Below are 25,894 nucleotides of genomic sequence, written 5' to 3' on the forward strand. Positions count from 1 at the left end.
TGCCACGAAAAGGGGGCTACATCGATGAAAGTGTATTATTTGCTCGGCTTGCTGCCGTTTCTGGCAATTCTTGTCGGCACAGGATTTGTCAACCGAATGGAACCATTCGTTTTCGGACTTCCTTTCCTGCTGTTCTGGTTCTTTTTCTGGACGATTATGTCCTCTGTCATCATGTGGATCATTTTCAAGCTCGATCCGATTAACAAACAAGAGGAGGAAACCGAATGAACAGCGCGATGTGGATCATCTTCGGGGCGTTACTCGTCAGTCTGTTGCTGGGCATCATGGCCCGCAGGGGAAAAGACATGAGCATGGAGCAATGGGCGATTGGCGGCAGGGGATTCGGCAGTATTTTCGTGTTCCTGCTGTTGGCGGGTGAGACGTACTCGATTTTTACCCTGCTCGGCACGAGCGGTCTGGCTTATTCCAAAGGCGCAGTCGGCTTTTATCTGATCGCTTTCACGACTTTGGGCGCGATTACGTCCTACTGGCTGTTGCCCCCGATCTGGCGGTTCGCGAAGAAACACAACCTCGTGTCCCAATCCGAATTTTTTGCCGTCAAATACAACAGTCCCGTGTTGGGCGTGTTTGTGACGATTGTCGGCGTAGTCGCCCTTGTCCCTTATATTGTTCTGTTGTTCAAGTCGATGGGTATACTGGTGTCCGCCACTTCGTACGGAGCGATTTCTCCTACCGTAGCGATCTGGATCGGGATGATCGCCTTGGTCGTTTACGTCATGATTTCCGGCATCCACGGTTCTGCCTGGACTTCCACGGTGAAAGACTTTCTGATTTTCTTTGTCATCCTGTTCCTCGGTATTTACTTGCCCGTGCATTACCATGGCAGTTTTCAACATATGTTTGAAACGGTCAGTGCGGCCAAGGAAGGGATTTTGACCTTGCCGGACAAAGGCATGAGTCTCTCCTGGTTCATCTCCACCGTAGCGATCAGCGCTTTCGGCTACTTCATGTGGCCGCATAACGCACCGACGATTTTCGCAGCCAAAAATGCGCGGACATTCCGCACCAACGCCATTTTGCTTCCGCTCTATGCGATCATGATTTTGTTCGTCTACTTTGTCGGCTTTACCGCCATCGTTCAAGTGCCTGGACTTACGGGGCCAGACGGCGATTACGCGCTTTTGCGCCTGTCGATGAAGACGTTTGATCCGTGGTTTGTGGGCATCATCGGTGCTACAGGCTTGTTGGCTACCCTCGTGCCCGGCTCCATGATGCTGATGTCTGCGGCTACGATGCTGACGAAGAATGTATACGGTTACATGTTTCCCAAGGCCGAAGGGGCCAACTCTGCCTTGATTGCCAAAAGCTTCGTGATCGTCCTGTCCCTCGTGTGCACGATGATGGCTTTGGGCGAGAACAACACGCTTGCCACTTTGTACCTCACCTCGTTCAGTTTGGTGACCCAATTGGCTCCGGCCCTGTATTGCAGCTTGATGAAGCGTAACCAGATTACGAAGCAAGGGGCGTTCCTGGGCATTTTCTTCGGGGTAGGAATCGTCTTGTACATGACGTTCACCAAAACGACCATGGCCATGCTGTTCGCGGGCTTCCCCCAGTGGATTCAGGATTTGAACAACGGGGTTTTCGCTCTCGTGGTCAACATATTCGTCATGGTTGCTGTCAGCTTCGTTACCAAAAAGGCGGCCGATGCGAAGCAAGTAACGCAGTATTCGTAGTCGCCTTTGCCAAAAGAAAACGGGTCGGGAGATATATCCCGGCCCGTTTTTTGCGTGGTTCTTGCTGTCGGTCAGCGAGCCATGCCCATCGCTGTTTCGACTTTGTGCAGCATCTCGTTGGCAGCATCATTGGCTTTTTTGGCTCCGGCAGAGAGAATGTCATCCAGCTCGGAGGAGTGGAATAGCTGCTCGTAGCGCTCCTGGATCGGACGCAATGTTTCCACCACGACTTCGGCCAGGTCGGTCTTGAAAGCGCCGTAGCCTTTGCCGTCGTACATCGCTTCGATCTCTTGCAGCGATTTGCCGGAGCAGAGCGAGTAGATGGTCATCAGGTTGGAGACAGCTGGCTTTTCTGTCTTGTCATAGCGCACAGCGCTGTCGGAATCGGTCTGCGCACGCTTGATTTTTTTCGTGATCGTAGCCGGGTCATCCAGCATGGAGATGAAGCCGCCCTGGTTCGGATCGGATTTGCTCATCTTTTTCGTGCCATCGGCGAGCGACATGATGCGTGCGCCCGTTTCCGGCAGGCGAACTTCCGGGATGGTGAAAATTTCTCCGTAACGGTTGTTGAAGCGGGTTGCCAGGTCGCGCGTCAGCTCCAGGTGTTGCTTCTGGTCTTCGCCGACTGGAACGAGGTCTGTGCCGTACAGGAGAATGTCTGCCGCCATCAGCGGAGGATACGCCAGCAGTCCGGCAGGGATCGACTCGCCGCGTCCGTCCGATTTGTCCTTGAATTGGGTCATGCGCTCCAGCTCGCCGAGGTACGCCGTGCAAAGCATGATCCAGCCGAGCTTGGCGTGGGCCGGAACTTCCGATTGGATGAACAAGGTCATTTTGTTCGGATCGAGGCCGACTGCCAGGTAGAGGGCTGCGAGACGACGAATGTTTTCGCGCAAAACAGCTGGCTCTTGCGGCACAGTGATCGCATGCTGATCGACGATGCAGTAATAGCAGTTGAACTGGTCCTGCAACGGAACAAAATGCTTCATGGCGCCCAGATAGTTGCCGAGGGTCAAGATGCCGCTGGGCTGAATACCGGAAAAAATGGTTTTCATGATAGATGCTGCTCCTTTCCAAATGGGGAAATAAATGATGGAAATACAAAAAGGTCCATCCGCCCTGGACAGGGACGAATGAACCGTGGTGCCACCCTTGTTATTTTGCACAGGAAACAATCATGCGCAAAATCGCTTTGTTCCGTACCGTTTTGATACGGTGTCCTTTGTAACGTACGGACGTAACGCCAAAGCCTACTGCCGCTGCGAACAAGCCGGGTTCGGTTTGGAGCTCGGAAGCCCATTCATCATTCCCTCAACACTGATTCGCACCAACCATCAGCTCTCTGTCGTCTCGAAAAATGACTACTCTTCTTCCTCATTGCCATTAAAAAGATACCCTTTGAGCAATCATTTTACGCAGTGCCAATCAAAAAAGCAAGAGGGGATTGACAAAATAAGCCAAAAAATGTAAAAGTAACTCATGAGTTATATAACTGTTGAGTTACTTTTGGGGGTGGGGAGATGGAGGAGAGCAAATTGCCAAAAGGCGAGCAAAGCCGTGGCCGACTGCTTGCGGCGGCAGCTTCTGAATTTGCGGCGAAAGGGTTTCATCGCGCGCGGGTGAGCGACATCGTCAAGGCGGCGGGGCTGACGCAAGCTTCTTTTTACCAGTATTTCGAGAGCAAGGAAGGGCTGTACCAGCAGCTTATGGACGAATTTTTTTCCCGGCTGTGGGAGCTTGCTGACGGAGGGAGCAAGGTAACGGCGTTGGGCAAAGCAGACGTCTTCGACCAGGTGCGCGAAAATCTCGTCGCTCTGTTTGGGTTCTTTCAGGAGCGGCCCGAATTGACGCAGATTGTCCTGTATCAGGCGGAAGCAGGAGAGGAGCTGCACCGCAAGCTGGCAGCGATGGTAAGCGCCAACTTGCGGCAAAATCAGGCTGCCGGACACGTCCGCGCCGCTTTGTCGCCTGAAGTGGCCGCAGAAGCGATGGTCGCCGTATGCTACCGGCTGACGGCCCGCTTTTTGCTGACCGGGGAAAAGCCGCCCGAGCAGCTCGCCGACGAAGCCGTATGCTTTTTGGCGCACGGAATTTTGCAGGAAAAGCGATGAGGAGGATGGCGCATGGGTGAGTTGACGCATCTCATTTGGCTGTTGCTGGTTGTGTTTGTCTTTCACGATCTGGAGGAAATCATCATGGTCGAAAGCTGGCTCCGGGTGAAGCGGGAGCAGATCATGCAAAAGGTTCCCCGCGGCCTGCAAAAATGGCTGGAGCCGTCTCTGTCCATGAGTACCGCACAGTTTGCCGTGGCAGTCGCGTGCATTTTCGCTGTCCTCTCTGCTGCGGTCGTGCTTGCGGCTGCCACACTGCCACAGGGAACTTATTTGCCGTTGTTCCTGGTCTGCCTGCACGTCATGTTTCTGCATGTCTTCACCCATCTCGGGCATACAATTGCGCTGCGCACGTACACACCTGGCGTGGCAACTGCCGTGATTTTGGTTCTGCCCTACAGCGTGTACACGTATGTCCACTTGTTCGAAGCGGGTCTGGTCACATGGTCGCTCGTCTGGAGCACGCTGCCTTACTGTTTGCTGGTCGTGCCCATTTTGTACGCGGCGCACCGGATCGGGCAGGCAGCAGGCAGTCTGGTCGCCCGTTAACGGAAGGCGGTGGCTGTTTGCCGGCGCAAATTTTTGCTATTCTAGGAAAAAAGCGTGAAAGAGGGACGAGTATTGAGGCTGCGACTAGGCGTGATCGGCGCGGATGATTCGCTTGCGATCATCGAATCGGCTGTGCAGGAGTTTCCCGAGATTGAATGCTTGCCGATTGTGTATTGGAGAGAAGAAGACATTCCGGATTTGCTGCTGCCGCACCTGGACGAGGTGGACATGTGGCTTTTTTCCGGCCAGGTTCCGCATGCGATGGCGAGCCAGACGGGCAAAATCCAGGTGCCGACAGCCTATGTGCCGCACATTGGCGCGAGCTTGTACCGAACGTTGCTGCATTTGTCCCACCAGCTCGGGATTCGCGTAGACGAGGTGAGCTTCGACACGTTCACTGCGGAAGAGCTGGGACACTTTTTGCAGGAAGCGGGCATAGCAGAAGGCTTTCGCTGGCTCAAACATTACGAGGGCGCGATTTTGGCCAGTGAGCTGGCGGATTTTCACGAAAAGCTATGGCAGGAAGGCAAGACAAAGGCAGCGGTCACTTGCCTGCGAACGGCTGAGCTGGAGCTTTTGCGCCGCGGTGTCCCGGTACATCGCGTCGTGCCGACAAAAGCGGGGGTGCTGTCTGTCATCCACATGCTTTTGCGCACGCACGAGATGCTCCACTTCAAGGATACGCAGATCGCGGTGCAGATGATGGAAATCGATCCGTTCCGCGAGCTTGCGGGCGGCAATTTTTCCACGGATGAATGGCAAAATGCCGAGATCAAGACGATGGAAAAGCTCTTGCGCTACGCCAAGTATTTGCAAGGCTCGCTGAAGACGGCCGGGCCGGGGCGCTACGTGATTTTTACCACGCGCGGAAAAGTGCAGGAGGTCACGTCTGACTACGCCACGATTCCCGATCTGGAGGAGCTGTTCGGGATTCGCCCCGATCTGGTCACGTGCGGCATCGGCATCGGCAAAACGGCTTACGAAGCGGAAATTCACGGCGGCACGGCACTTCTTCACGCCAAGGAGCGGGGAGCTGGCAACTGGATGGTGTTTTTGGACGACAAAAGCGTCCTTGGACCACTGGGACGGGAGGAGCAGATCGCCTATCGCTACGACTCGGAAAAGTTGCAGGAACTGAGCCAGTTGACGTCGTTAAGCGTCATGACTTTGTCCAAGCTGGAGTCGATTTTGAAAAAGCGGGGCAAGCAAGAGATCAACGCGCATGAGTTGGCTTCGCATATGCAAATTTTGCCACGCAGCGCCCGCCGGATATTGATCGAGCTGGAGTCGAAAGGCATCGCGCAAGTCGTCGGCGAGGAGAGTCCGAATCCGCGCGGCCGTCCGCGCAAAGTGTACCGGATTTCCTTGTGATAAGTGCGTTATTTGGGAGGCGTGGCGACACGCTTTTTTCTTTTCAAAATAGACAGACTATTATACAATTAGGGACATAGCCGTAAATCAACCGTTAATAAGCGGTTGGATAAGGGAGGAGTCACTCGTCATGATCAATGCGGATCGGTTGTGGGATCGACTGGGGCAGTTGGGCAAGATTGGCGCCCAGGAAGCTGGAGGGATAACGCGGCTGTCGTTTACCCCCGAAGAGCGTGCGGCAAAAGATCTCGTAGCTTCCTTCATGAAGGAAGCAGGGCTTGACGTTCGCGAGGATGAAGTAGGCAATCTGATTGGACGCAAAGAAGGGAAAAATCCTTCGGCACCTGTTGTTTTGGTTGGCTCGCATATCGACTCCGTGCCGAATGGCGGAGATTTTGACGGGCCTCTTGGCGTTTTGGCAGGCGTGGAAATTTTGCAGACGATGAATGAGCAGGGAATTGAGACGGAGCACCCGATTGAGGTGCTTGCTTTGACGGACGAGGAAGGAACGCGGTTTGGCTACGGGATGATCGGAAGCCGGGCGATTGCCGGACTGATCAAAAGAAGCGAGCTGGAGCAGGCAGACAAGGACGGAATCACCATAGCCGAGGCGATGCGCCAGGTCGGGCTTGATCCTGACCAGACGGGCCTTGCCGCACGCGCGCCTGGCAGCGTCAAGGCGTATGTGGAGCTGCATATCGAACAGGGCAAAGTGCTGGAAAGCCGCGGTTTGTCCGTCGGAATCGTCACAGGTGTAGCGGGGCCGCTCTGGATGAAATTCATTTTGGAAGGCGAGGCAGGGCATGCCGGAGCTACCCCGATGAATTTGCGCCGTGATCCACTGGCTGCGGCCGCACGCGTGATGCTCGCCATCGAAGACGAAGCCGCCCGGACGAGAACCAGCGTCGGGACAGTCGGACAAATCCAGGCGTTTCCTGGCGGGGTCAACGTGATTCCGGGCCGGGTAGAGTTCTCGCTCGACCTGCGCGATGTGGACGAGTTGATTCGCGATGACGTAGAACGGCGCATTTGCGATCGGGCCAAGGCGATTTGCGCAGAGCGCAACGTGACGCTGAAAGTGGAGTTGTTGCAGCGGATCGCGCCAGCGGTATGCTCGGACAGCATTCAGGAGGCTGCGGCGGACGGCTGTGCAGCGGAAGGCTTGGAAGTGTTCCGACTCCCTAGCGGAGCGGGGCACGACTGCATGCAGCTGGTCGATTTGTGTCCGGTCGGGATGATTTTCATCCGCTCCAAAGACGGCATCAGCCACAATCCGGCGGAATACTCGACTATGGAGGATTGTGCGGACGGAGCGAAGGTGTTGTACCGAACCGTTTTGACTTTGGCAAAGCAAATATAGAGAGCAGGCAGGCGGGCAGGCGCTCCAAAGCCGTTCGCCGGGCGAGGAGGAGACAACGATGACAGCGACAGTGACAGATTTGAACCAGGCGGCCGGAGCGGTCAAAGAGCAAGTCATAGCGTGGAGACGCTACTTGCACGAGCATCCCGAGCTGTCCTTCCACGAAGAGAAGACAGCGCAATTCGTCTATGAGACGCTTTTGTCTTTTGGCAACCTGGAAGTGAGCAGACCGACGAAAAACAGTGTGATGGCGCGGCTTATCGGCTCCGAGCCTGGAAAAGTGCTGGCGATGCGCGCGGACATGGACGCGCTCCCGATTACGGAAGAAAACAGCTTTGAATTTGTCTCGAAAAATCCGGGCGTGATGCACGCTTGCGGGCACGACGGACATACCTCGATGCTGCTTGGTACTGCGAAAATTTTGTCCGGCATGAAAGAGCAGATCAAGGGCGAAGTGCGCTTTTTGTTCCAGCACGCCGAAGAAGTGTTTCCAGGCGGTGCGGAGGAGATGGTGCAGGCAGGTGTAATGGATGGCGTGGATATCGTCATCGGGACGCACCTGTGGGCGACGATGGAGTTCGGGACAGTCGGCATTTGCCCGGGACCAATGATGGCAGCGCCTGACACGTTCTGGATCACTGTGGTGGGAAAAGGCGGCCATGCCGCGCTTCCGCATGAAACTATCGACAGCATCGCCGTTGCGGCACAGGTCGTAACCAATTTGCAGCATATCGTCTCGCGCAATGCCGATCCGCTCGACAACCTGGTGCTGTCCGTCACGCAGTTTGTCGGCGGGACTACTCACAACGTCATTCCTGGCTCGGTAGAAATTTGCGGGACGGTGCGCAGCTTTGACCAAACGTTGCGGGAGTCCATTCCCGGCCTGATGGAGCGCGTGATCAAAGGGATTACCGAAGCACACGGCGCGAGCTATCAGTTCAAGTACGAGTTCGGCTACCGTCCGGTAATCAACGATGCGGAAGTGACGCGTCTGATGGAAGAGGTCGTCGTGGAAGCGCTGGGCGAAGAGTGGGTCGAGCATATGCGTCCGACGATGGGCGGCGAAGACTTTTCCGCCTTCCAGCAAAAAGCTCCGGGCTGCTTCTTCTATGTCGCGGCCGGAAACAAGGAAAAAGGGATCACTTACCCGCACCATCATCCGCGCTTTACCATCGACGAGGATGCGCTGGAAATCGGCGTGAAAATGTTTTTGAACGCAGCCAGAAAAATCGTCATGTCCTGACGCAATTGCCAATGAAAAAATCGCCCTTTCGTCCGCTGGATCGTGACGAGGGGCGATCTTGTTTGTGTAGAGCGGCGCTTTAATGCGTGCGCTCTTTTTCTTTTGCATGGAACGCTCGCTGAATTTGCGAGATTTGTCCGGCGTGGATGCCTGTGTGGTACATGAGGCGTCCCAATGCTTCGAGCGGGGTCGACGTACCGAGCGGCGTCGTCACAGGCGTCGTCCACGCTTCTTCCGACATGTTCTGCATTCCGGCAAGCAGATGGTCGTTGGAGGCTGTCATGAAATCGGCAAGCTCGCGCATGTTGGTAAATTCTTTTCCCTCGACAGGCCCGTTTTTCGTCAAAAGCTGAACGTCTGCCGGGATGCTTTGCCCGAAATACCAGTCGGCAAACATGTATTCCACCTCGGCGTTATGTCTGAGCATATAGCCGATGGATGCCGCGCCCATGCGGAGCTTCAAATCTTCTTCCGGCATGCTTTTGGCTGTTTTGTGGAATCTCTCCTGGATGGTGAGCCACAGTGTCAATGCAGTTGAATATGTAGTCATGAAATTGCCCTCCTGTTGGCGTGAATGTCTATTTGGCTGATTGGGAATGGCCGTCCCGGTTGACGTGCACGAATTTGTCCGCGGCCAGGTCGATGTCGTAGGCCTGACCAAATCCGGCAACGTAGCGTCCTTCCGATGGCTCAAGCTCGAACAGGGAGAAGTCGAGGCCGCGCAGCATATCCATCATGCTTTTGCCGAAGCGCTGTTCGAACTGGGCGAATATCTCATCATGTCCGGTGTTGCCGATGTTGCGGGCTGTGCAGACGAAGCGGGCGCGCTGGCGGGCAAACAGATTCGCCGTCTTGGATTCGTCTTCAATCAGCATCGCATCGACTCCCGGCTGTTCTTCCAGGTAACGGTAGTGATTGGCGATTTTGCTGATGTAAATATAAAAATTTCCGTTGTGCTTGACGAACGGGGCATAGGAGATAAACGGCGTTCCATGCTCGTCGATTGTGCTGAGCATGAGTGTTTTCATACCGGCAGCAAACGTCTGGTACTGAACCTTCATCGCTTCTTTGTCCATTGCTTTCATACGAGCATCCCTCGCTTTTCGTAAATTATTGTGCTTTTTTCAGGACGTGGATACGCGGGCTTTTGCTGTCTGGCGTATATTGAATTTCCGTGTCGACGCCGTAGACGCTGCGAATCAGCTCCATCGTAAAGACATCCTGGGGCTTGCCGAATACGCGAATGTCCCCGTCCTTGATGACGCAAATCTTGTCGCTGTAAGTGCTGGCGTGGTTCAGATCGTGCAGCACCATCACAACCGTGAGCTGTAATTCCTTATTCAGCTTTGCTACCAGCTCGAGTACGTCCAGTTGGTGGGCGATGTCCAAATACGTTGTCGGTTCATCGAGCAAGAGAAGCTTCGGTTTCTGGGCCAAGGCCATGGCAATCCAGGCTCGTTGGGCTTCCCCGCCGGACAGGGAAGCCAGATAGCGCTTCCGGTAGCTGTCCATGCCTGTTTGTTGCAAGGCCCAGTCGACGATTTCAAAATCGTTTGCATCGAGTCGTTCATACCACTTTTTGTGCGGAACACGACCATATCCGACGAGTTCCTCGACGGTGACATCCGAGGGACAGGAGTTGGATTGGCACAGCATGCACATGACGCGGGACAGCTGCTTCATGCTCATGCTGTCCGCCAGTTGGCCCGCGATGCGCACACAGCCGCTCTCGCAAGGAATCAGGCGCGAGATCGCTTTGAGCACGGTCGATTTGCCTGAGCCGTTTGGTCCGATGATCGAAACGATTTCCCCTTCCTCGATCGTCAGGGAAAAATCGTTGACGATTCGTTTGCTCCCGTAATTTATATTCAACGACTGTACATGTAGCACTTCACTGTCCTCCTTTTCGCATCAGGTAAAGGAAGTAGGGGCCGCCGACAATCGCCATGACGATCCCTGCCGGAATTTCGAGCGGTGCAAAAAGCGTCCGTCCCAGCGTATCCGCTACGAGCAGGACGAGAGAGCCGAGGACAAGTCCGAAAGGCAGGTTCATCCGGTAATCGGAGCCCATCAGCATGCGCGCCATGTGCGGGACGATCAGCCCGACAAAACCGACCAGTCCCACGGTCGATACGGAGATGGCAGCGAGGTAGACGGCGATCAGGGACAAGGTGAAGCGGAGCCGATTCAAGTTTTGCCCGAGATTGTGCGCGACCTGCTCGCCCAGGCGCAAGATGTTGGTGGAGCGAATGCATAACAGAGCGGCGATCCACCCGGCGACCGAGTAGGGGAGGATCGTCAGCACATCGCTCATGCTTTTCCCGGACAGGCTCCCGTTCATCCATTGCAGAGCCGCTGGCAGCTTGTCGCTGTACAAAATGGACAACAGGCCGATGACGCCGCCAAATACGGCATTGACGGCGACACCAGACAGGATGATGCGCACAGGAGTGAAGCCCCCCTGCTTTTTCCAGGCCCATATGTAAACCATCAAGGCAGCGACCCCGCCTCCGAGGATGGCAAAAAGCGGGATGAGAGCGGAATAGCCGGGCACCACCAGCATAATGAACAAAACCGTGACGGCTGCACCGCTGGATACTCCGGTCAGCCCGGGATCGGCCAGCGGGTTTTGCATGACAGCCTGCAACAGCGCTCCGGATGCGGCGAGATTGGCGCCAATCAAGAGCGCAAGGAAAACGCGGGGAATCCGAATGTCCCACAGGATGGTATGGTTGGCCTCAGTCCCTTGCCCCAGTACCGTTGTCATTGTTTCCCACAGCGATAGCTGCACACTCCCGAGCCCGACAGAGAGCAGCGTAGCCAGCAGAAGCAGCAGGCAGGCGATTCCCAACACGACTGTTTTTTTGTTTGAGTGGTTCTGGCTCACGGCAAAAGCTCCTTATTGCTTACTTGTACAGGATGTCCGCAAGCTGCTGATAGGCCGCAGGGGCGTTGACGAGAGAAGCCGTGCCGAACGTACTGAAATCAAGCGACTGCATTTTGCCATTTTTGAAGGCGTTCATTTTTTCCCAGGCGCCGTTCTTTTTCACGTCTTCTTCGAATTTTTTCGCTACAGCATTCGGATCGCCGTGCGCTACAAGCAAGATGGCATCCGGATTGGCCGCGATGATGCTCTCCATGTTCAAAGGAGCGTAGGTTTGCGTTTGTTTGAGTGTATCGGCAGCTACGTTGACAGCCCCCAGGTTGCGGGCGATGCTTCCGGCGAACGTGTTTTCATTCATGACCATGAGCGCTTCAGCCGAGCCGAACAAAAACAGCACTTTGGGAGCCGGCTTGCCCTTCGTCGCCTCGATGGCGGTTTTTTCCTGTTCCGCGATTTTGCCGAGCAGTTGTTCTGCTTTCGCTTCCTGTTTGAAAAGGCGTCCGAGCACGACTGTGGACAGCTTCAGCTCATCGAGGGAATCGACGGGCAAATAAGCGGTTGGCGTGCCCGCAGGCTTCAATTTTTTGTCGACACTGTCTTTGATGGAGCTGGGGCCGAGGACGATTTCCGGCTGGAGCTTGGCGATTTGCTCCAGGTCAGGCTGGTGCGACGTCCCGATCCGGGGCACGCTGTCCAGAGCAGCAGGCAGCTTGCTGCTGGTCGTAGGCACTCCGATCGGGGCAATGCCTAGCTCGTTCATGATTTCGGTAATCGCGACGGAGATCGTTACGACTTTGGCAGGAGAGTGACCCTGGAATTGCGCCAGCAGCTCTGCTGCCTGTTTCTCGTCCACGCTAATTGCGGCAGCCGCTTTCTCTGTTGAGGACGAGGTTGTCTGTTGTTCTGTAGCTGGTTGTTGTGCGGTTGCGCTTGAATCCTTCGCCGGTTCGGCAGGTTGCGTGTTGCTGCACCCGACTGCACTTGTCAACAGCAACGCCATCATGCCCATTTTCCATCCTGCTTGCTTCACGATGTATAGCCTCCCGTTACTTGATAATGAGAATCAATATCTTTGTCTTTTGGGATGATTATATTAGAGAATGATTACTATTATCAATAAGAATTTTGAATAGGAATAGAACTGGAAACAAAAAGAAATAAAGTAACGGTTTATTTTATTTTATATTGCTTTATTACATTTTCATGGAAAAGAAGTCATTATTTTCGTTACTATAATATTCTATCTATTTAAAAATTTATTTTCGGGGGTGTCATCGTGACTTTGATTGCAGAGACAAAAAGCGTAGAACGCATATTTGGCCGAGGGGCGGCTGCCGTTCGAGCGCTGCAAGGTGTAGAAATGCACGTGGAAAAAGGAAGATTGCTAGTTTTAAAAGGAAGATCAGGGTCAGGCAAGACGACTCTTTTAAATCTGCTGGGCGGCCTTGATCGCCCGACGTCAGGCAGCGTTTATTTCGAGGGCCGTGAAATCGGCAAGCTTCCTGATCATGCGCGCACCAAAATCAGGAAAAAGCACATGGGCTTTATTTTTCAATCGTTTGGCTTGCTTCCACTCATGTCAGCGGCGGAAAACGTCGAGTTTGGGCTGCGCCTGTCCGGAGCGTCTGCTGCGACATGGAAGGAGCGTGTTGGTGAATCTCTTGACTTCGTGGGATTGTCCAAACGGGCACAGCATCGGCCGTTCGAGATGTCCGGAGGAGAACAGCAGCGATGTGCGATTGCCAGAGCGATTGCGAGCAGGCCGACACTGCTTTTGGCAGATGAGCCGACAGCCGAGCTAGACAGCAAAACAGGGCTGCAGATCAGCCGTTTGTTTCGCCGCTTGGTGGATGAAGGCGAAATGAGCATCGTCATGACCACACACGATCCTGGGGTAATGGAGGTGGCGGATGATGTCTATGAATTGGAGGACGGTCGCATCAAGACGGTACGCGGTTCGAGGTAAGCAGATGAAGTGGCTGTATGTATCGTTGGCCGTGATGTTGACAGGCTGTTCCCTGTTGCCAAAGGAAGAGGAAGCTTTGGCGCCGCCGCTGGTGGAGCCATCTCCGATTACGTACGAGGTTGCCGAAGTGACGCAAGGATCAATCGTGAAAAGCGTCAAAGGCAACAGTACGTTTACGACCGCGAATACGGTGGAGCTATCTTTTCCCGAGACAAAAGGACTGCGCCTGAAGTCGTTTGCTGCCCAAAGCGGGGAGCGGGTGAAAAAAGGGCAAGTGCTGGCTGAGCTGGATGCCGCCGATCTGGAGCGGGAGATCGAATCCGCCCGCTACGAGGTGGAAAAAGCCAAGCTGGAGCTGCTGGATGCCCAGCGCGACAATCATTACGAAGTGGAATCGGCCAAGCTGGATGCTCTGAAGGCGGAGATGAACGCCAAGGCGAGTGAGACGAAGCTGGCCAAGATCGAGTGGGACAAGGCTCTTTTGGAGCTGGCAAAATTGCAGGACCCGCAAGAACGCAAGTACGCCGTGGAGCGGGCGAAGCTGAATGTGAAGCAAAAGCAAATGGAGCTGGACAATCTGCAAAAGCGCTGGACGCAGACCAAGCTGGTGGCGCCTTTTGACGGAATCGTCATCTTCGTCAGCAACGAGCAAGTAGGCGATGAGGTGGACGCGCACCAAACGCTCGTCACGGTAGGCGATCCGAGCAAGCTGTACGTCATTTACACTGCTCCGGAGCGAGAGGCTCTGAAAGATGTCAAGGAAGGCATGAACGTCATTATCTCTGTTAACGGCGGAGATAAAATAGAGGGAACAGTCGTACAGACACCGCTTCACGTCCCGGAAAATTTGCCGGAAGATTTGAGCAATTTGTATCAGCGAAGCTTGCTCATCTCCCCGAAAACGTTTGCGCAGGGACTGGAAATCGGAACGGGAGTCAGCATTGAGGTTATCGTGGACAAAGCGGAGCAGACACTGATTATCCCGCGAAAAGCGCTGCATGAAATAGCGGGCAGAAACTACGTGCGCGTCTTGGACGGCAAGAGCAAGAAGGAAGTGGACGTGGAGATCGGGATCATGAACCAGACGGAGGTCGAAATTCGCAAGGGTCTTGTGGCAGGCCAACTGATTATTTTGGAATAGGGGGACAATGTCGTGGCGATGGTGCAGATGATCCTGCGAAAAATGATAAATAACCGCTGGCTTGTCGGCAGTTTGCTGATCGGGCTAATCGTCGCTGTAGGATTGGTTTCCAGCATTCCTGCCTTCACGTCAGGGGTTCTCCAGCGTTTGCTCACAAAGGAGCTGGAGGAATACCAAAACAAGGTGAAGCACTTCCCTGGCGGCCTGCTCGTCTCTGTCAATTTGAACAAACCAGTGGAGAATAGCGCAGCCCTTTTCGACAATATGGCCGTCCATTTGCAAAACGAGGTGATTGCTCCGCTGGGTGTGCCTGTACTCGAACATGTCACCGTTTTGCGGACAGTCCCTTTTGACGCCGTGCCATCCCGTCTGCAAGGAACAAAGGCTGCCAGCTCCGATAGTACGCCGCTCTATTCCTTGAGTGAGTTGGAAAAGCATACGACTCTGGTCGATGGGCGAATGCCGGCTGCAACGCAAGTAGATGGCGTGCTGGAAGCGCTTGTGACGGAAAAAGCTTTGCGGGATAGAAAAATGGTCCTGGGAAGTTTGTATGAGCTGACGACAGATAAGGCAAAAGGGCTTACGGTACGAGTCAAGCCAGTTGGCGTATTCAAGGAAAAAGAGGGAAACGATCCGTATTGGTTTGTCACCGCGTCCGAATACGAAAAAGGCTTTATTTTGGACGAGCAACTGTTGCGCAGCGCTTTTTTGCAGGAAAAGAATCTCGTTATATTTGCCCAGATGTACGTGGCCATGCAGTATCAGTCGTTTCGCATTCCCGATACGGAACAGTTGCTTTCTGTCGTAGCGGGGATGGAAGCGTATTTGAAGCAGCAAGGTTTGAAGGGGGCGGAGTACGGCATCCAGTTTCCAGCAGGCAGTATCGCGAAAAAATACGAGGAGCAGGCGAAGCAGTTCAAGCTGATTCTTTGGTCGCTCTACATCCCGATTTTTCTGATGCTCGGTCTGTATTTGGTCATGGTTTCCGGCTTGATTGTGGAGAGGCAGCGCACAGAGATTGCAGTGCTCGGGAGCCGTGGAGCGAGTCGGCTGCAAATCTTTTTTATCTATTTAATGGAGATAGGCATTCTCGGATTGTGCGCTTTTCTGCTCGGGCCTTTTGTCGGGGTTCAGCTCAGCAAAATATTGGGCATTTCCAACGGGTTTCTCGAATTTGTCGATCGCAAAGGGCTGGAGATCGCCGTAAACAGCGAGGTTTTTGCTTACGCGGCGTGGACGGTGCTTGCATGTATCGGGCTTTTGCTGTTGTCGGTGTTTTTCGCTACGAGACAAAATATAGTGACGCATAAGCAAAGTCTCGCGCGAATGAGTGGCTCGGCGGTCTGGCATCGGCTTTTCCTCGATGTACTGCTGCTTGCGATATCGTGGTATGGCTGGTATTCGCACCGACTCGCCGTGGAAAACGCCGCCAAAGTGACGGAAGGGGCTTCGGACATCTCCGTAGACTTCCTGCTCTTTTTTGTGCCTGTTCTGTTTTCGCTAGGCTTTGGCTTGCTCTGCCTCCGGCTGTACCCGTGGTTGCTGCGGTTGCTGTCGTGGGCGGGGCGCTCGGTCTTTCCGCTCTCGCTGCATACTACGCTGGTCCAGGTAGGCAGGTCGCCGCGCCAGTATCATTTTCTCATGCTCTTTGTGACGATTACCGTTGCAGTGGGGATGTACAGCGCAAGCACGGCGCGGACCATTAATCAAAATGCGGAAGAGCGAATCCGCTACGGAACAGGTGCCGACATCCGGCTGAAAACCGAGTGGGAGAGCGACAAGCCACCTGTCATGGTCTTTAGGCGGGGCAACAACGCAGAGGAAGGCGAGAGCGCGGAAAAAGAGCCTGTAGCGCCTCCTGTTCAGTATATCGAGCCGGATTTTCAAGTGTTCACCAGCTTGCCGGAAGTGGAGCATGCCGCGAAGGTATACGTAAATGGACTGGCCGAGGCCGCTTTTCAGGGAGATCCGGTGTCCGATGTTACCTTGATGGGGATCGATCCAAAAGAGTTCGGACAGACGGCCTGGATCAAGCCTGGTTTGCTGCCGCATCATTTTCATGAATATTTGAACTTGCTGGCAAAAGAACCGCGGGCGCTTTTGTTGTCCCGTTCGCTCGCCGACAAGCTGCACGTTGTGGAGGGGCAAACGATCCTGATGGGATGGGGCAATTCGCGCCGGGTTGAGATGGTTGTATATGCGATCGTCGACTACTGGCCGGGATGGAGTCCGGCGCCAGTCAAAAGCACGTATACAAGCAAAATGCAGGAACAGTACCTGGCTGTGGCCAACTTGCCTTTTGTCCAGGACAAGATTCGGCTGGAGCCTTATGAGGTCTGGATCAAAATGAAGGCTGGGGCATCCTCCGAGTCGCTCTACAAAAGTTTGGCCCAAGGCGGGGTCAAGCTCGCCATGCTGGACAATGCCAGGCAGCAGCTGATCACGGTGAAAAACAACGCCTTTTACCTCGGACTGAACGGCTCGCTGACGCTCGGATTTTTGCTGTCGATGCTCGTTACTTTTATCGGGTACGTGATGTATTGGGTACTGACACTGGGAGCAAGGAAATTGCAATACGGCGTGTTCCGCGCGATGGGCATGCCGTTCAGGCAGCTTTTGTCCATCCTGGCCTGGGAGCAGCTGTTGACGTTCGGCTTTGCTTTTGCGATCGGAATGGCGGCAGGCAAGCTGTCCAACATCCTGTTTTTGCCGGCACTGCGTCTCTACTTGCATGCAGACAAGCAAGTGCCGCCCTTTACCGTCGTCTCGATGCCGCAAGATGAGCAAGTGATCTATACGTTTATTGCGGTGACACTTGCTATCGGAATCGGCATTGTAGGGTTTTTGCTGTCGCGCATGCAGATTCACCAGGCCGTCAAGCTGGGGGAGGACTAAGCAGATGATTGTGTGCGAAAACTTGGTTAAAATCTACAAGGCTAACGATCTGGAAGTAGTGGCGCTGCAAGGATTGGATCTGCGTGTGGAGAACGGAGAATTGATGGGAATTATCGGAAATAGCGGGAGCGGAAAGTCAACGCTTCTGAACATGCTGGGGGGACTGGATCGTCCCTCGGCCGGAAAGCTGTCGGTCGCGGGAGCGGATTTGTTTCGGTTGACGCCGAGGGAATTGGTGCAATATCGTTTGCAGACGGTCGGCTTTGTCTGGCAAAACAACGCGCGCAACCTGATCCCGTATCTCTCGGCTTTGCAAAATGTAGAGATGCCGATGCTGCTTCGCGGCATGCGAAAACGCGAGCGGGCGCACGAACTGCTGGAACTGGTCGGGCTGGGCCATCGCAAAAAGAACAAGCTGAGCGAGCTGTCCGGTGGCGAGCAGCAGCGAGTGGCGATCGCCATTGCTTTGGCAAACAACCCAAAGCTGCTGTTGGCTGACGAGCCGACGGGAAGCGTAGACACCCGCACAGCGGCGATTATTCTCGATTTGTTTCAGGAGCTGAACCGTTCGTTCGGTCTTACCGTCGTGATCGTGACGCATGACCTGGAGCTTGCGCGCAAGGTGGATCGCGTCGTAGCGATCCGGGACGGAAAGACGTCCAGCGAGCTGTTGCGACGAAAAGGAACAGAAGAGGACAGCGGCGATTCAGCAGGAGAAGAGGCGGATTCCCATGAAGAATGGGCAGTGCTTGACCAGGCTGGACGGCTGCAAATCCCGATGGAGTACCTCCAGGCGATCCAGGCAGACGGCAAGCTGCGGATCGAGTTGCAGGATGATCGAATCGTTCTCTTCCCGCCGCGGCGGTAAATTATGGTTTGGGGGCAGGGATTTGTTAGAAAACAGACACGTACATGTGACGTGTCTGTTTTTGATGTGAAAAGCTAATCATCTTGCACTCAGATTCATTAAGCGTATAATCAAGTTTGCATATCAATTAATTGGAAAAAGAGGAAGGGATGTGTAAGGTTTGGTTCACTTAAAGCGACTTTTATGCTGCTTTGTTATGTTTTGCCTATTGCTAGAACCAATCGGTATTTTTAGCCAGCCACTCATTTTTAACAATACGGCCTTGGCTCAGGAAGTTGTTTCATCCGTCGATGAAAGCAAGACGAATCCGGGCACTGCCCCTCCGGAAGAACCTGTCCAGACTGATACAGAAGAAGAGATTGCTGATGGCACGTCATCAGAAAAAACACCCGAAGCAGAGCCTGCTAATCTTGAAGAAGAAGCCTCGGTAAAAGGAGAGTTTGCACTAGCAGCAGCTTACGATGGATCCATCACCTTATCAAAGGGTGAGTCTTATAAATTCACGAACATCCATACGAATGCCACGTACATAAAATCTAACGCAACGAGTACAAATACGTACGATTACGCCATCTACCTGCCAGACGGATCCGGTTACGATTATGATACGGATTCAAAGTCTACTTCCAGGTCCGTTCGTGCCGGTGGGCACATGGTTGTTACAGTTACCTCGTCAAACCCCGTTACTTTCACTTTTACTACCAGTCAAGTCATCTCTGAAGCGAGCACTACTCCGGCATTAGTAAAAAAAGAAGCGTCGTCAGGAGAGAGTTTCTCGTTTGTAAATACCGGGGAGGTTAACAATTCCATCAAGGTGGAAGGTGTAGCAAAAGAGTTTAGTTATCAAACGTATAAAGAAGATGGTACTTTATCAACCGAAGCCTATGATTATGCTTCCAGTACCGTAACGATACCCGCAGGCGGGAAAATCATCGCTACAGTGACAGCCGACGATCCCGTTACGTTTGCTGGATATTATGACTTTAACGACGAAGAACCTGTAAGCGATGCATTACTTTTCGTAACTTTGGAAGCAGGGGAATCCTATCTTTTTGAAAATCTTGATGATACGGCTACCCACGTCATTAAAACAAACGCTTCAAACTCGTCCAGTGCCAAGAAGACATACGATTCAGCCATATATAAAGCAGATGGTAGCGCTCATGCCCAGGATGCCGATGCAACGGTTACTTCCAAAACGATCCCTGCTGGCGGGAAAATGGTCGTTACTGCCACGTCAGCTATTCCCGTTACCTTTAAGGCTTTCACAAGCTACTTTAGTGGGAAAAGAAACGATCATCCGGCATTAATCAAAAAAACACTCAAAAAAGAGGAAACGATTCAACTATTCAATACGGCAACGGAAAGCACGACCGTTTTGGTAAACGGCTCCAGCAGCAGACGCTACAGTTACCAGTTGTTAAAAAGTGATGGATCTACTTATCAACAGTCCTATGACTCTGGAAATACCTCTCTCTCCATCCCTGCTGGTGGCAAGCTGATCGCAACCACAATCAGTGATACGCCTGTTACCTTTACCGGTTATTATGATATTTTGCAAGACCTTACTTCGGCGGATTCGATCATTACGAAAACGTTGGACAATGGTCAATCTTATATTTTCGTAAATACGTCAGGTTCTAACCAAAGCATAGATACAGATGGGACTTTAAATTCGTCCGGTAAAAGAACTTTTAACTATGCCATCTATAGCGGCAGCGGGGACCCGTTATATCAGGATATTGATTCAGGCGTATCTTCCAAAGTTGTCCCTGCAGGTGGAACGATTGTCGTTACCGCAACATCAGAGTTGCCTGTAACCTTCCGGGCATTCAAATCTTATTTTATCGGGCAAGATACATCGAGACCTGCTCTATTTACACAGAAGCTCAGCAAAGGAAGCAGTATCTCGGTAACGAACATCGGCAAGGCGAATGCAGACTTGCTCACCATTAGCAGTGGAGGCAAGTTTAGTTACCAGTTGATGGAAAACGGAACGGTTACATCTGCTCATCATAATGCCACTGTTTCCTATCGAAACATCCCTGCGAATGCAACTATCCTTGCTACAGTCACATCAGAGGAGCCCGTTACTTTTAGCGGATACGAACAAATATTTCGGCCGGAATTGCAGAGTGCCTCCTCTATCATTCAAAAGACTTTGGAGAACACTCAATCGTATGAGTTTGTGAATCAAACCGATCAGCAACAAAGTGTAGATATCCGTACCAATGGAGCAAAGTCGTTTGATTTTGTGATCTTGAATCAGGATGGGTCTATCCGTTCACAAGATATGGATGCGACCATTTCTACCATGCAAGTTCCGCCGCGTGGCAAATTGATCATTACGAATCATTCCAATGATCCGCTCATGCTAGAAGCCTTCACCTCGGATTTTGTTGGCTTGGAAAGAACACAGCCTGCAATTATTAGAGAAACCGTTGTTCAAGGCCAGAACCTTGCATTTAAAAACAAATCTTTGCTGGAGAGCCAACTACTGAGATACGATGCGATCAATGTGGTGGAGAGATACGACTACGAAATCTACGATAGCGCGGGTTCCCTGGTTTCCAGCGAGTTAAACTCAGCGCTTACTTCGCTTCAAGTTCCGGCAGGTGGAGCGATTAAAGTAACCGTAACATCAGCAGCTCCGATCACTTTTTTTGGTTCCTACGATCATATTCAAATCGCAAATGACAGCGGCAATGAACCGCAGTTTGAGAACTTGAGTGTCGATGCATTTACGGATGTAAATAAAAATAATCGCACAGCAGCTTTCTTTAAAGTGACGCCGGACCATTCTGGTAAGCACCGGATCTTTTCGTCTCCGTATTTAAATAATGGACTTGAACAAGATACAAGACTGTATATTTATTCGGATGTAAATTTGCAGAATGAAGTGACAAGCAACGACGATCACGGTGGTCCTTTTGGCACCAAATTTTCAAAAGTCGAATGGGACGCAACAGCGAATACAACATACTACGTTAAACTTGAAACAACAGCATCTGCCTTGCAGTCTCGACTTACATTTGAAGAAGACTTGGACAGCACGAGAGAAACAGCCATTCCGGCTGAATGGGATGAAATTTATACGGACAAATTGTCTTCTCCCTATGACGTTGACTACTTTGTGCTCACGGCTGAAGAAATGGCTTACATGAACCTTTATGTGACAAATAACATGCTCATCTTGGAGGACTCACAAGGAACAGAGCTTAAAACCTTCCACGCGAATGAGGAAGACACGTTGTTTGTTACGGAAGTGGCTGGGACCTATTATGCAAAAGTAGTTTGGAATAAAAGCCAGACGCAAGCCCAATTAAAGTCTGGCATTTCGCTATTGTCCACCGAAATCGGTGGAAACTATCAGGCAGGCTTTCATGGTCCAAAACGAATTTCCAGTAATTTCGCAGTGGATACAACACCAGGTTTTGAAAAATCAGTAACTGTACAATGGAGATTTTCAAATCCGCATCCAAGCGTAACGATTCAGGTAATCAAGCAGGGAAGACCTGTCTATGAAGAAACCAGAACAAACCAACCAGCAGGATACCATACGTTTAGTTGGAATGGCATCTACACAAAAGGGAATCCCGGACAACGGGCTGAAAGTGGCGTCTACTTTGTTAAAGTCGTAGCTTCCGATGCACAACAATATCAAATTCTTGTGCCAATAAGCGTTGTGAATACGAACCCGAATGAAGAGCTTGATATCCAATATTTAATCTCTCGCTACAATAGCACCATTCCAAGCGCAACGATCCGTCAAGCACAAGAGAACCTACAGGCGATGCTGTTCTACGATGGCCCGATCACGGGTGCGTACAATGAAGACTTCTTGATGTCTGCCATTGCTTTTGAAGTGATTCTGAACAGAAGCGTGCATGTTTCTCTCAACGTAAACGTTGGCGGTGGAGAAGTGCTAGAAGAGAAAGGGGAGTTAACGAATCAGTTAGTTTATTACATCCATTCAGGAAGAGCGACTGGGCGGGATAAATATGGAAAGTTTGCTCAGTTTCTCTTTAATGGAGATATTGTTATATATGAGACTGGTGCAGCCGCGGTTCCTGTGCTTCGCTTGACCAAGAGTGGTGGAAAGCTAGTCAAGAAAGCGGGTAAGACCATTGATGATCTATTTGAATGCAACTGCTTTACAGCAGGCACAAAGATTTTAACAGACGCAGGGGAGAAAAATATCGAAGACATTGAAGTCGGAGATAAGGTTCTTTCCAAGAATGAAGAAACTGGTGAGCAGGCTTACAAGGTAGTTACGCATCTGTATCGAAATGATAAGGAGATCATCTATGAACTCACTGTAGGCGACCAAGTCATTGAGACAACCGATAACCATCCGTTTTGGGCAATAGGCAAAGGCTGGGTACTGGCGGCAGACTTGAAGGTGGGGGATAAGTTACAGCAGAGTAACGGGAATACCTTGACGATTGACAACATCAAGATTGTTAAGCATGATGAGCCAGTTGAGGTATATAATTTTACTGTTGCTGACTTCCATACCTACTTTGTAAGTGACTTGGGCATTTGGGTTCATAATATTGGATGGTGTGATATAGCTAAAAGTGTTTACAACATTATGACTACCTATGTAACAAAAATTAAAAAGCTATATCCCGATGCAAAAGTTGGTTATCGAGGGTCTCTTGCAACTGGCACCAAATATTCCACTGGGGGCCCTTTTGACCCGAATGATTTTGACGTAGATGCTTTCATCGTAAGTGATAAATTGGCTTCTCAGTTTGGCCCTAACGTTGTTTTCAGGGATGCGAGAAGGTTTAAGGAATTAGGTGCTATATGTGATGACTTGGAGAAGGTATTTAAAAAATCCTTTGATGGATATCGCACGGAACCTGGAAAACCATTTACATTTAGGGTTTGGACAGAGGCAGAGTTCGAACAAAAGGTTAAACCGTATGGATACAATTTATTTAAATAGGGAGGACATGAATGGATAAATTACCTTATCTCGTGGGCGATGTTACAATAAAATCGAACTTGGAAATAGAGGAAGTAGGAAACGTTATTTCTAAGGAAATATTAGGGGGATTAAAATTTGGAGGGAAGGAGAAGAGAATTTATGATGAGGTACCAGCATTATTCATCTCATCTCCATTATTAGGTCTGAGCGTGGTATTACAAGGGTATAAAGGATTTGGTGAAACAGAAGGTTATGTATTATCAATTTTGCCAAATGACAATATATGTGATGTTGAACGAGAGGAGTTTAAACTTGATTATTATTTAACCATGCTGCTTAAAAGTGTACTTAAAAATCATGACGAAATTGAAGTGTTGGATGTAGACATAAATAGATGTTAAAGAATAAGCAATGAACAAATAATTACAAGAGGGTGGTAGCTGAATAGTTGCCACCTTCTCTATCTCTCGAGAGCGTAAAAAGTTTTGTGTAAATGGTTAAACTTCCCATTAAGGAGATGATCATTTATGCAAGACAAGAGAGACATGACCATCAAGGAGTTAGCGAAGGATTGCCGAACCATCGAGGACGTGCACATCATGCTAAAAGATTTGTTCCGTGACACCATCCAGCAGTTGTTTGAAGCAGAAATGGATGACCATTTGGGCTATGCCAAACATAGTGCCGATGGTGATCATTCAGGAAATAGTCGGAATGGGTATAGCAAAAAGACGCTGAAAACAAAGTTCGGCAATACAGAAATTCGTGTCCCCCGTGATCGCAACGGCGAATTTGAACCTCACATTGTGAAGAAGCATGAAACAACCACAAATGGCTTGGAGGAGCAAATCATCGCACTCTACGCCAAAGGTATGTCTACTCGCGATATTGAAGAACACATGAAGGATCTGTATGGGATCGACGTGTCTCCTACGATGGTCAGTAAAGTAACCGACAAGATTATGCCGATGGTGGCAGAATGGCAATGTAGACCACTTGATCGAGTCTATCCGATCGTGTTTCTTGATGCCATTCACTTCAAAGTTCGGCAAGAGAATCGTATCGTTAACAAAGCAGCATACAGCGTTCTTGGCATTACTATGTCTGGTCATAAGGACATTTTGGGCATTTGGATCGGCGAGCACGAAAGTGCAAGCTTCTGGCTCAATGTGTGTACAGAGCTGAAAAGCCGTGGTGTAGAAGACATTCTCATCGCCTGCAAGGACGGTCTTTCAGGGTTTTCTGAGGCGATCCATGCTGCTTTTCCGAAAACCCAAATTCAACTGTGCGTCATCCACCAGATTCGTAACTCTATGAAATATGTTCCGTTCAAAGAAGAAAAGTTAGTCTTGGCAGATTTAAAGAAAGTCTATCAAGCCCTTACGTTAGAAGAAGCTGAGACTGCTTTTTCTACGTTCAAAGACAAGTGGGGAAAGAAGTACCCCATCATTATTCGCTCCTGGGAAAACAACTGGCTCGAACTGACCGCCTATTTCAGCTATCCCCCAGAGATACGCAAGATGATTTATACGACGAATATCATCGAGGGCTATCATCGGCAACTCCGTAAGGTCACAAAGACAAAAACGGCTTATCCATCCGACGATGCTCTACGGAAAATCATCTATCTGGCTACCGTTGAGGCATCGAAGAAATGGACTATGCCGCTTCGGAGTTGGAAAGAATGTATATCGCAACTTGCCATCCATTTTGGAGATCGATTGCAAGGGGAACTGTCCGCATAATCAACTGTTGAGTCGGCTTGACATGGAGCCTCTGCGGGCATGATTTCTTGCGATTGGGCGATGCCAGTAAAATATGCATCGCATGGCAAGCGAGCCTATCATGCCCGCCACTCCATGTAAAGCCGTTGACGTAACTGTCCACCCGTTAAAAACCCATTTACACAAAAAAATTTACATTCCCTATCTCTCCTTCACACCCAGTGCCAAATGAATCGGGCGGCACACTCCGAAAGAACTTAACCCTCATCACCTCCGCATGATATTCCTCTAATATGCTTGTACGTACTTAAACGCTTGAATTTTTATGCTTTTGGGAAGATGATGGAAGGAAGTACAGATCCAAGTTACTATAAGCGTGCAAGTTCCGGTTCGGGTGCGGGGAGTTGTTGCAAGAAAAACAGACACGTGCATGTGACGTGTCTGTTTTTGCTGTGGCAAAACTATTCAATGGAAAGCTCTCTTGCTTCTATTACTGGAACAAGGGAAGAGCCGATGTTTTCGTATTTTTCGCCGTTCTTTTTGTATATATGGTTGGGAGTTGTCAGCTGATAAATTTCTTTCCCGTATAAATCTGAGTGGGTGCTTTTAAGAAAGAGTAAATATTCCCCTGCCTCCAATTTTATTTTTTCTTCTTCGACAAGAGGAAGAAATTTACCGCTTTTCTTTTGTTTCAATCCAACTGGAACGTAAAGCTCAATCATTTCGTCTTTTTTAAGAGCGTGGTTGCTGTTGTTTTTGGCGGACTCTGCCACTTTGACTTCGTACACGCGTGAAATTTCATAAAGCCCTTTTTCGTCAGGCAGTTCTACTTCTACTTCCGTATATTGTTCGGGAACAAAGCCTGTCACAATCAGATCCGATTTCTTCATCAGCTTGTCTTTTTCTTTGTAGGCTGGGCTTAAAGCAGTGGTTTCCTGACGATCGCTTTTTTTGTATTCGTTCAGAGCGACAACAGAACCCACTCCCAGTAACACAGCTAACATACTTGAAAGTACCGTTATGGAAAGCTTTTTCATTTATTTTCTCCACCTGTCTTTTGGTATCTGAATAGGTCGAGTTGTGGTCAAGCCCTGTTTAGTGGACATTGAAAAAAGTCCTGGGCAGCAAGCTGATGTCGGTACTCAACTG

21 protein-coding genes and 1 other annotated feature are annotated in these 25,894 nt (G+C 51.0%); of the genes, 14 read left to right on the forward strand and 7 right to left on the reverse strand.

The window, feature by feature from the left end; all coding sequences use genetic code 11:
• The first annotated feature begins 24 nt into the window (after positions 1 to 24).
• Positions 25 to 228: a DUF3311 domain-containing protein gene (locus tag NST23_RS06360; protein ID WP_122962842.1), complete on the forward strand. Its 204-nt coding sequence runs from the start codon at positions 25 to 27 to the stop codon at positions 226 to 228.
• Entirely contained in the window at positions 225 to 1,697 is a 1,473-nt protein-coding gene (locus tag NST23_RS06365) for a sodium:solute symporter family protein (protein ID WP_173596062.1), read from the forward strand. Before NST23_RS06360 ends, NST23_RS06365 begins: the two co-directional genes overlap by 4 nt.
• Before the next feature lie 71 nt (positions 1,698 to 1,768).
• Here NST23_RS06365 and trpS read toward each other — a convergent pair whose 3' ends face one another.
• Positions 1,769 to 2,752 carry a tryptophan--tRNA ligase gene (gene trpS / locus NST23_RS06370; protein ID WP_122962844.1) on the reverse strand — a complete coding sequence of 328 codons (984 nt, stop codon included), beginning with the start codon at positions 2,750 to 2,752 and terminating at the stop codon, positions 1,769 to 1,771.
• 67 nt (positions 2,753 to 2,819) lie between these two features.
• Positions 2,820 to 3,084, reverse strand: a binding site (T-box leader).
• Positions 3,085 to 3,217: 133 nt separating this feature from the next.
• Here trpS and NST23_RS06375 point away from each other — a divergent pair.
• The 5 genes from NST23_RS06375 to NST23_RS06395 all read left to right on the forward strand — a co-directional run bounded on the left by NST23_RS06375 (position 3,218) and on the right by NST23_RS06395 (position 8,331).
• Positions 3,218 to 3,808, forward strand: a complete 591-nt coding sequence (locus tag NST23_RS06375) for a TetR/AcrR family transcriptional regulator (RefSeq protein ID WP_173596064.1) — start codon at positions 3,218 to 3,220, stop codon at positions 3,806 to 3,808.
• A gap of 12 nt (positions 3,809 to 3,820) precedes the next feature.
• Positions 3,821 to 4,357 (forward strand): HXXEE domain-containing protein, encoded by a 537-nt coding sequence (locus NST23_RS06380; RefSeq protein ID WP_242772387.1) that lies wholly within the window; start codon positions 3,821 to 3,823, stop codon positions 4,355 to 4,357.
• A gap of 72 nt (positions 4,358 to 4,429) precedes the next feature.
• Entirely contained in the window at positions 4,430 to 5,728 is a 1,299-nt protein-coding gene (locus NST23_RS06385; RefSeq protein WP_173598449.1) for an ArsR family transcriptional regulator, read from the forward strand.
• Positions 5,729 to 5,858: 130 nt separating this feature from the next.
• Positions 5,859 to 7,088 (forward strand): Zn-dependent hydrolase, encoded by a 1,230-nt coding sequence (locus NST23_RS06390; RefSeq protein ID WP_173598448.1) that lies wholly within the window; start codon positions 5,859 to 5,861, stop codon positions 7,086 to 7,088.
• 58 nt (positions 7,089 to 7,146) lie between these two features.
• Positions 7,147 to 8,331, forward strand: coding sequence for a M20 family metallopeptidase (locus NST23_RS06395; protein ID WP_122962850.1), 1,185 nt, complete (start codon positions 7,147 to 7,149; stop codon positions 8,329 to 8,331).
• A 79-nt stretch (positions 8,332 to 8,410) separates the two neighbouring features.
• Here NST23_RS06395 and NST23_RS06400 read toward each other — a convergent pair whose 3' ends face one another.
• The 5 genes from NST23_RS06400 to NST23_RS06420 are packed head-to-tail and all read right to left on the reverse strand — an operon-like array spanning position 8,411 to position 12,245.
• Positions 8,411 to 8,881 (reverse strand): DinB family protein, encoded by a 471-nt coding sequence (locus NST23_RS06400; protein ID WP_122962851.1) that lies wholly within the window; start codon positions 8,879 to 8,881, stop codon positions 8,411 to 8,413.
• A 28-nt stretch (positions 8,882 to 8,909) separates the two neighbouring features.
• Complete coding sequence (locus NST23_RS06405; RefSeq protein ID WP_122962852.1) at positions 8,910 to 9,416, reverse strand: HugZ family pyridoxamine 5'-phosphate oxidase; 507 nt, start codon at positions 9,414 to 9,416, stop codon at positions 8,910 to 8,912.
• 25 nt (positions 9,417 to 9,441) lie between these two features.
• On the reverse strand, positions 9,442 to 10,221 hold the full coding sequence (locus tag NST23_RS06410) for an ABC transporter ATP-binding protein (RefSeq protein ID WP_122962853.1): 780 nt from the start codon (positions 10,219 to 10,221) through the stop codon (positions 9,442 to 9,444).
• Position 10,222: 1 nt separating this feature from the next.
• On the reverse strand, positions 10,223 to 11,218 hold the full coding sequence (locus NST23_RS06415) for an iron chelate uptake ABC transporter family permease subunit (RefSeq protein ID WP_173596068.1): 996 nt from the start codon (positions 11,216 to 11,218) through the stop codon (positions 10,223 to 10,225).
• Between the two features lie 19 nt (positions 11,219 to 11,237).
• Positions 11,238 to 12,245 (reverse strand): helical backbone metal receptor, encoded by a 1,008-nt coding sequence (locus NST23_RS06420; RefSeq protein ID WP_173596069.1) that lies wholly within the window; start codon positions 12,243 to 12,245, stop codon positions 11,238 to 11,240.
• Between the two features lie 246 nt (positions 12,246 to 12,491).
• Between NST23_RS06420 and NST23_RS06425 the strand changes: the two genes are divergently transcribed.
• From NST23_RS06425 to NST23_RS06455, 7 genes are all read left to right on the forward strand, one after another.
• On the forward strand, positions 12,492 to 13,181 hold the full coding sequence (locus NST23_RS06425; RefSeq protein ID WP_122962856.1) for an ABC transporter ATP-binding protein: 690 nt from the start codon (positions 12,492 to 12,494) through the stop codon (positions 13,179 to 13,181).
• 4 nt (positions 13,182 to 13,185) lie between these two features.
• A complete protein-coding gene (locus tag NST23_RS06430; RefSeq protein ID WP_229049842.1) occupies positions 13,186 to 14,322 on the forward strand; it encodes an efflux RND transporter periplasmic adaptor subunit in 1,137 nt (378 codons plus the stop codon).
• An 18-nt stretch (positions 14,323 to 14,340) separates the two neighbouring features.
• Positions 14,341 to 17,217 carry an FtsX-like permease family protein gene (locus NST23_RS06435; protein WP_340965166.1) on the forward strand — a complete coding sequence of 959 codons (2,877 nt, stop codon included), beginning with the start codon at positions 14,341 to 14,343 and terminating at the stop codon, positions 17,215 to 17,217.
• Positions 17,218 to 17,221: 4 nt separating this feature from the next.
• Positions 17,222 to 18,085: an ABC transporter ATP-binding protein gene (locus NST23_RS06440; RefSeq protein WP_122962859.1), complete on the forward strand. Its 864-nt coding sequence runs from the start codon at positions 17,222 to 17,224 to the stop codon at positions 18,083 to 18,085.
• A 160-nt stretch (positions 18,086 to 18,245) separates the two neighbouring features.
• On the forward strand, positions 18,246 to 23,039 hold the full coding sequence (locus tag NST23_RS06445; RefSeq protein WP_340963342.1) for a polymorphic toxin-type HINT domain-containing protein: 4,794 nt from the start codon (positions 18,246 to 18,248) through the stop codon (positions 23,037 to 23,039).
• Between the two features lie 11 nt (positions 23,040 to 23,050).
• Positions 23,051 to 23,422 (forward strand): hypothetical protein, encoded by a 372-nt coding sequence (locus tag NST23_RS06450; protein WP_122962861.1) that lies wholly within the window; start codon positions 23,051 to 23,053, stop codon positions 23,420 to 23,422.
• A gap of 126 nt (positions 23,423 to 23,548) precedes the next feature.
• Positions 23,549 to 24,766 carry an IS256 family transposase gene (locus NST23_RS06455; protein ID WP_173600261.1) on the forward strand — a complete coding sequence of 406 codons (1,218 nt, stop codon included), beginning with the start codon at positions 23,549 to 23,551 and terminating at the stop codon, positions 24,764 to 24,766.
• Positions 24,767 to 25,206: 440 nt separating this feature from the next.
• Here NST23_RS06455 and NST23_RS06460 read toward each other — a convergent pair whose 3' ends face one another.
• Positions 25,207 to 25,782: a hypothetical protein gene (locus NST23_RS06460; protein WP_173596075.1), complete on the reverse strand. Its 576-nt coding sequence runs from the start codon at positions 25,780 to 25,782 to the stop codon at positions 25,207 to 25,209.
• Positions 25,783 to 25,894: the final 112 nt, after the last annotated feature.

This window comes from Brevibacillus sp. FSL K6-0770 (assembly GCF_038000275.1).
GTDB classification, from domain to species: domain Bacteria; phylum Bacillota; class Bacilli; order Brevibacillales; family Brevibacillaceae; genus Brevibacillus; species Brevibacillus parabrevis.

Coding starts and splice junctions, on each gene's coding strand:
- NST23_RS06360 (WP_122962842.1), top strand. CDS start 25: ATGAAAGTGTATTATTTGCTCGGCTTGCTGCCGTTTCTGGCAATTCTT.
- NST23_RS06365 (WP_173596062.1), top strand. CDS start 225: ATGAACAGCGCGATGTGGATCATCTTCGGGGCGTTACTCGTCAGTCTG.
- trpS (WP_122962844.1), bottom strand. CDS start 2,752: ATGAAAACCATTTTTTCCGGTATTCAGCCCAGCGGCATCTTGACCCTC.
- NST23_RS06375 (WP_173596064.1), top strand. CDS start 3,218: ATGGAGGAGAGCAAATTGCCAAAAGGCGAGCAAAGCCGTGGCCGACTG.
- NST23_RS06380 (WP_242772387.1), top strand. CDS start 3,821: ATGGGTGAGTTGACGCATCTCATTTGGCTGTTGCTGGTTGTGTTTGTC.
- NST23_RS06390 (WP_173598448.1), top strand. CDS start 5,859: ATGATCAATGCGGATCGGTTGTGGGATCGACTGGGGCAGTTGGGCAAG.
- NST23_RS06395 (WP_122962850.1), top strand. CDS start 7,147: ATGACAGCGACAGTGACAGATTTGAACCAGGCGGCCGGAGCGGTCAAA.
- NST23_RS06400 (WP_122962851.1), bottom strand. CDS start 8,881: ATGACTACATATTCAACTGCATTGACACTGTGGCTCACCATCCAGGAG.
- NST23_RS06405 (WP_122962852.1), bottom strand. CDS start 9,416: ATGAAAGCAATGGACAAAGAAGCGATGAAGGTTCAGTACCAGACGTTT.
- NST23_RS06430 (WP_229049842.1), top strand. CDS start 13,186: ATGAAGTGGCTGTATGTATCGTTGGCCGTGATGTTGACAGGCTGTTCC.
- NST23_RS06435 (WP_340965166.1), top strand. CDS start 14,341: ATGGTGCAGATGATCCTGCGAAAAATGATAAATAACCGCTGGCTTGTC.
- NST23_RS06440 (WP_122962859.1), top strand. CDS start 17,222: ATGATTGTGTGCGAAAACTTGGTTAAAATCTACAAGGCTAACGATCTG.
- NST23_RS06450 (WP_122962861.1), top strand. CDS start 23,051: ATGGATAAATTACCTTATCTCGTGGGCGATGTTACAATAAAATCGAAC.
- NST23_RS06455 (WP_173600261.1), top strand. CDS start 23,549: ATGCAAGACAAGAGAGACATGACCATCAAGGAGTTAGCGAAGGATTGC.
- NST23_RS06460 (WP_173596075.1), bottom strand. CDS start 25,782: ATGAAAAAGCTTTCCATAACGGTACTTTCAAGTATGTTAGCTGTGTTA.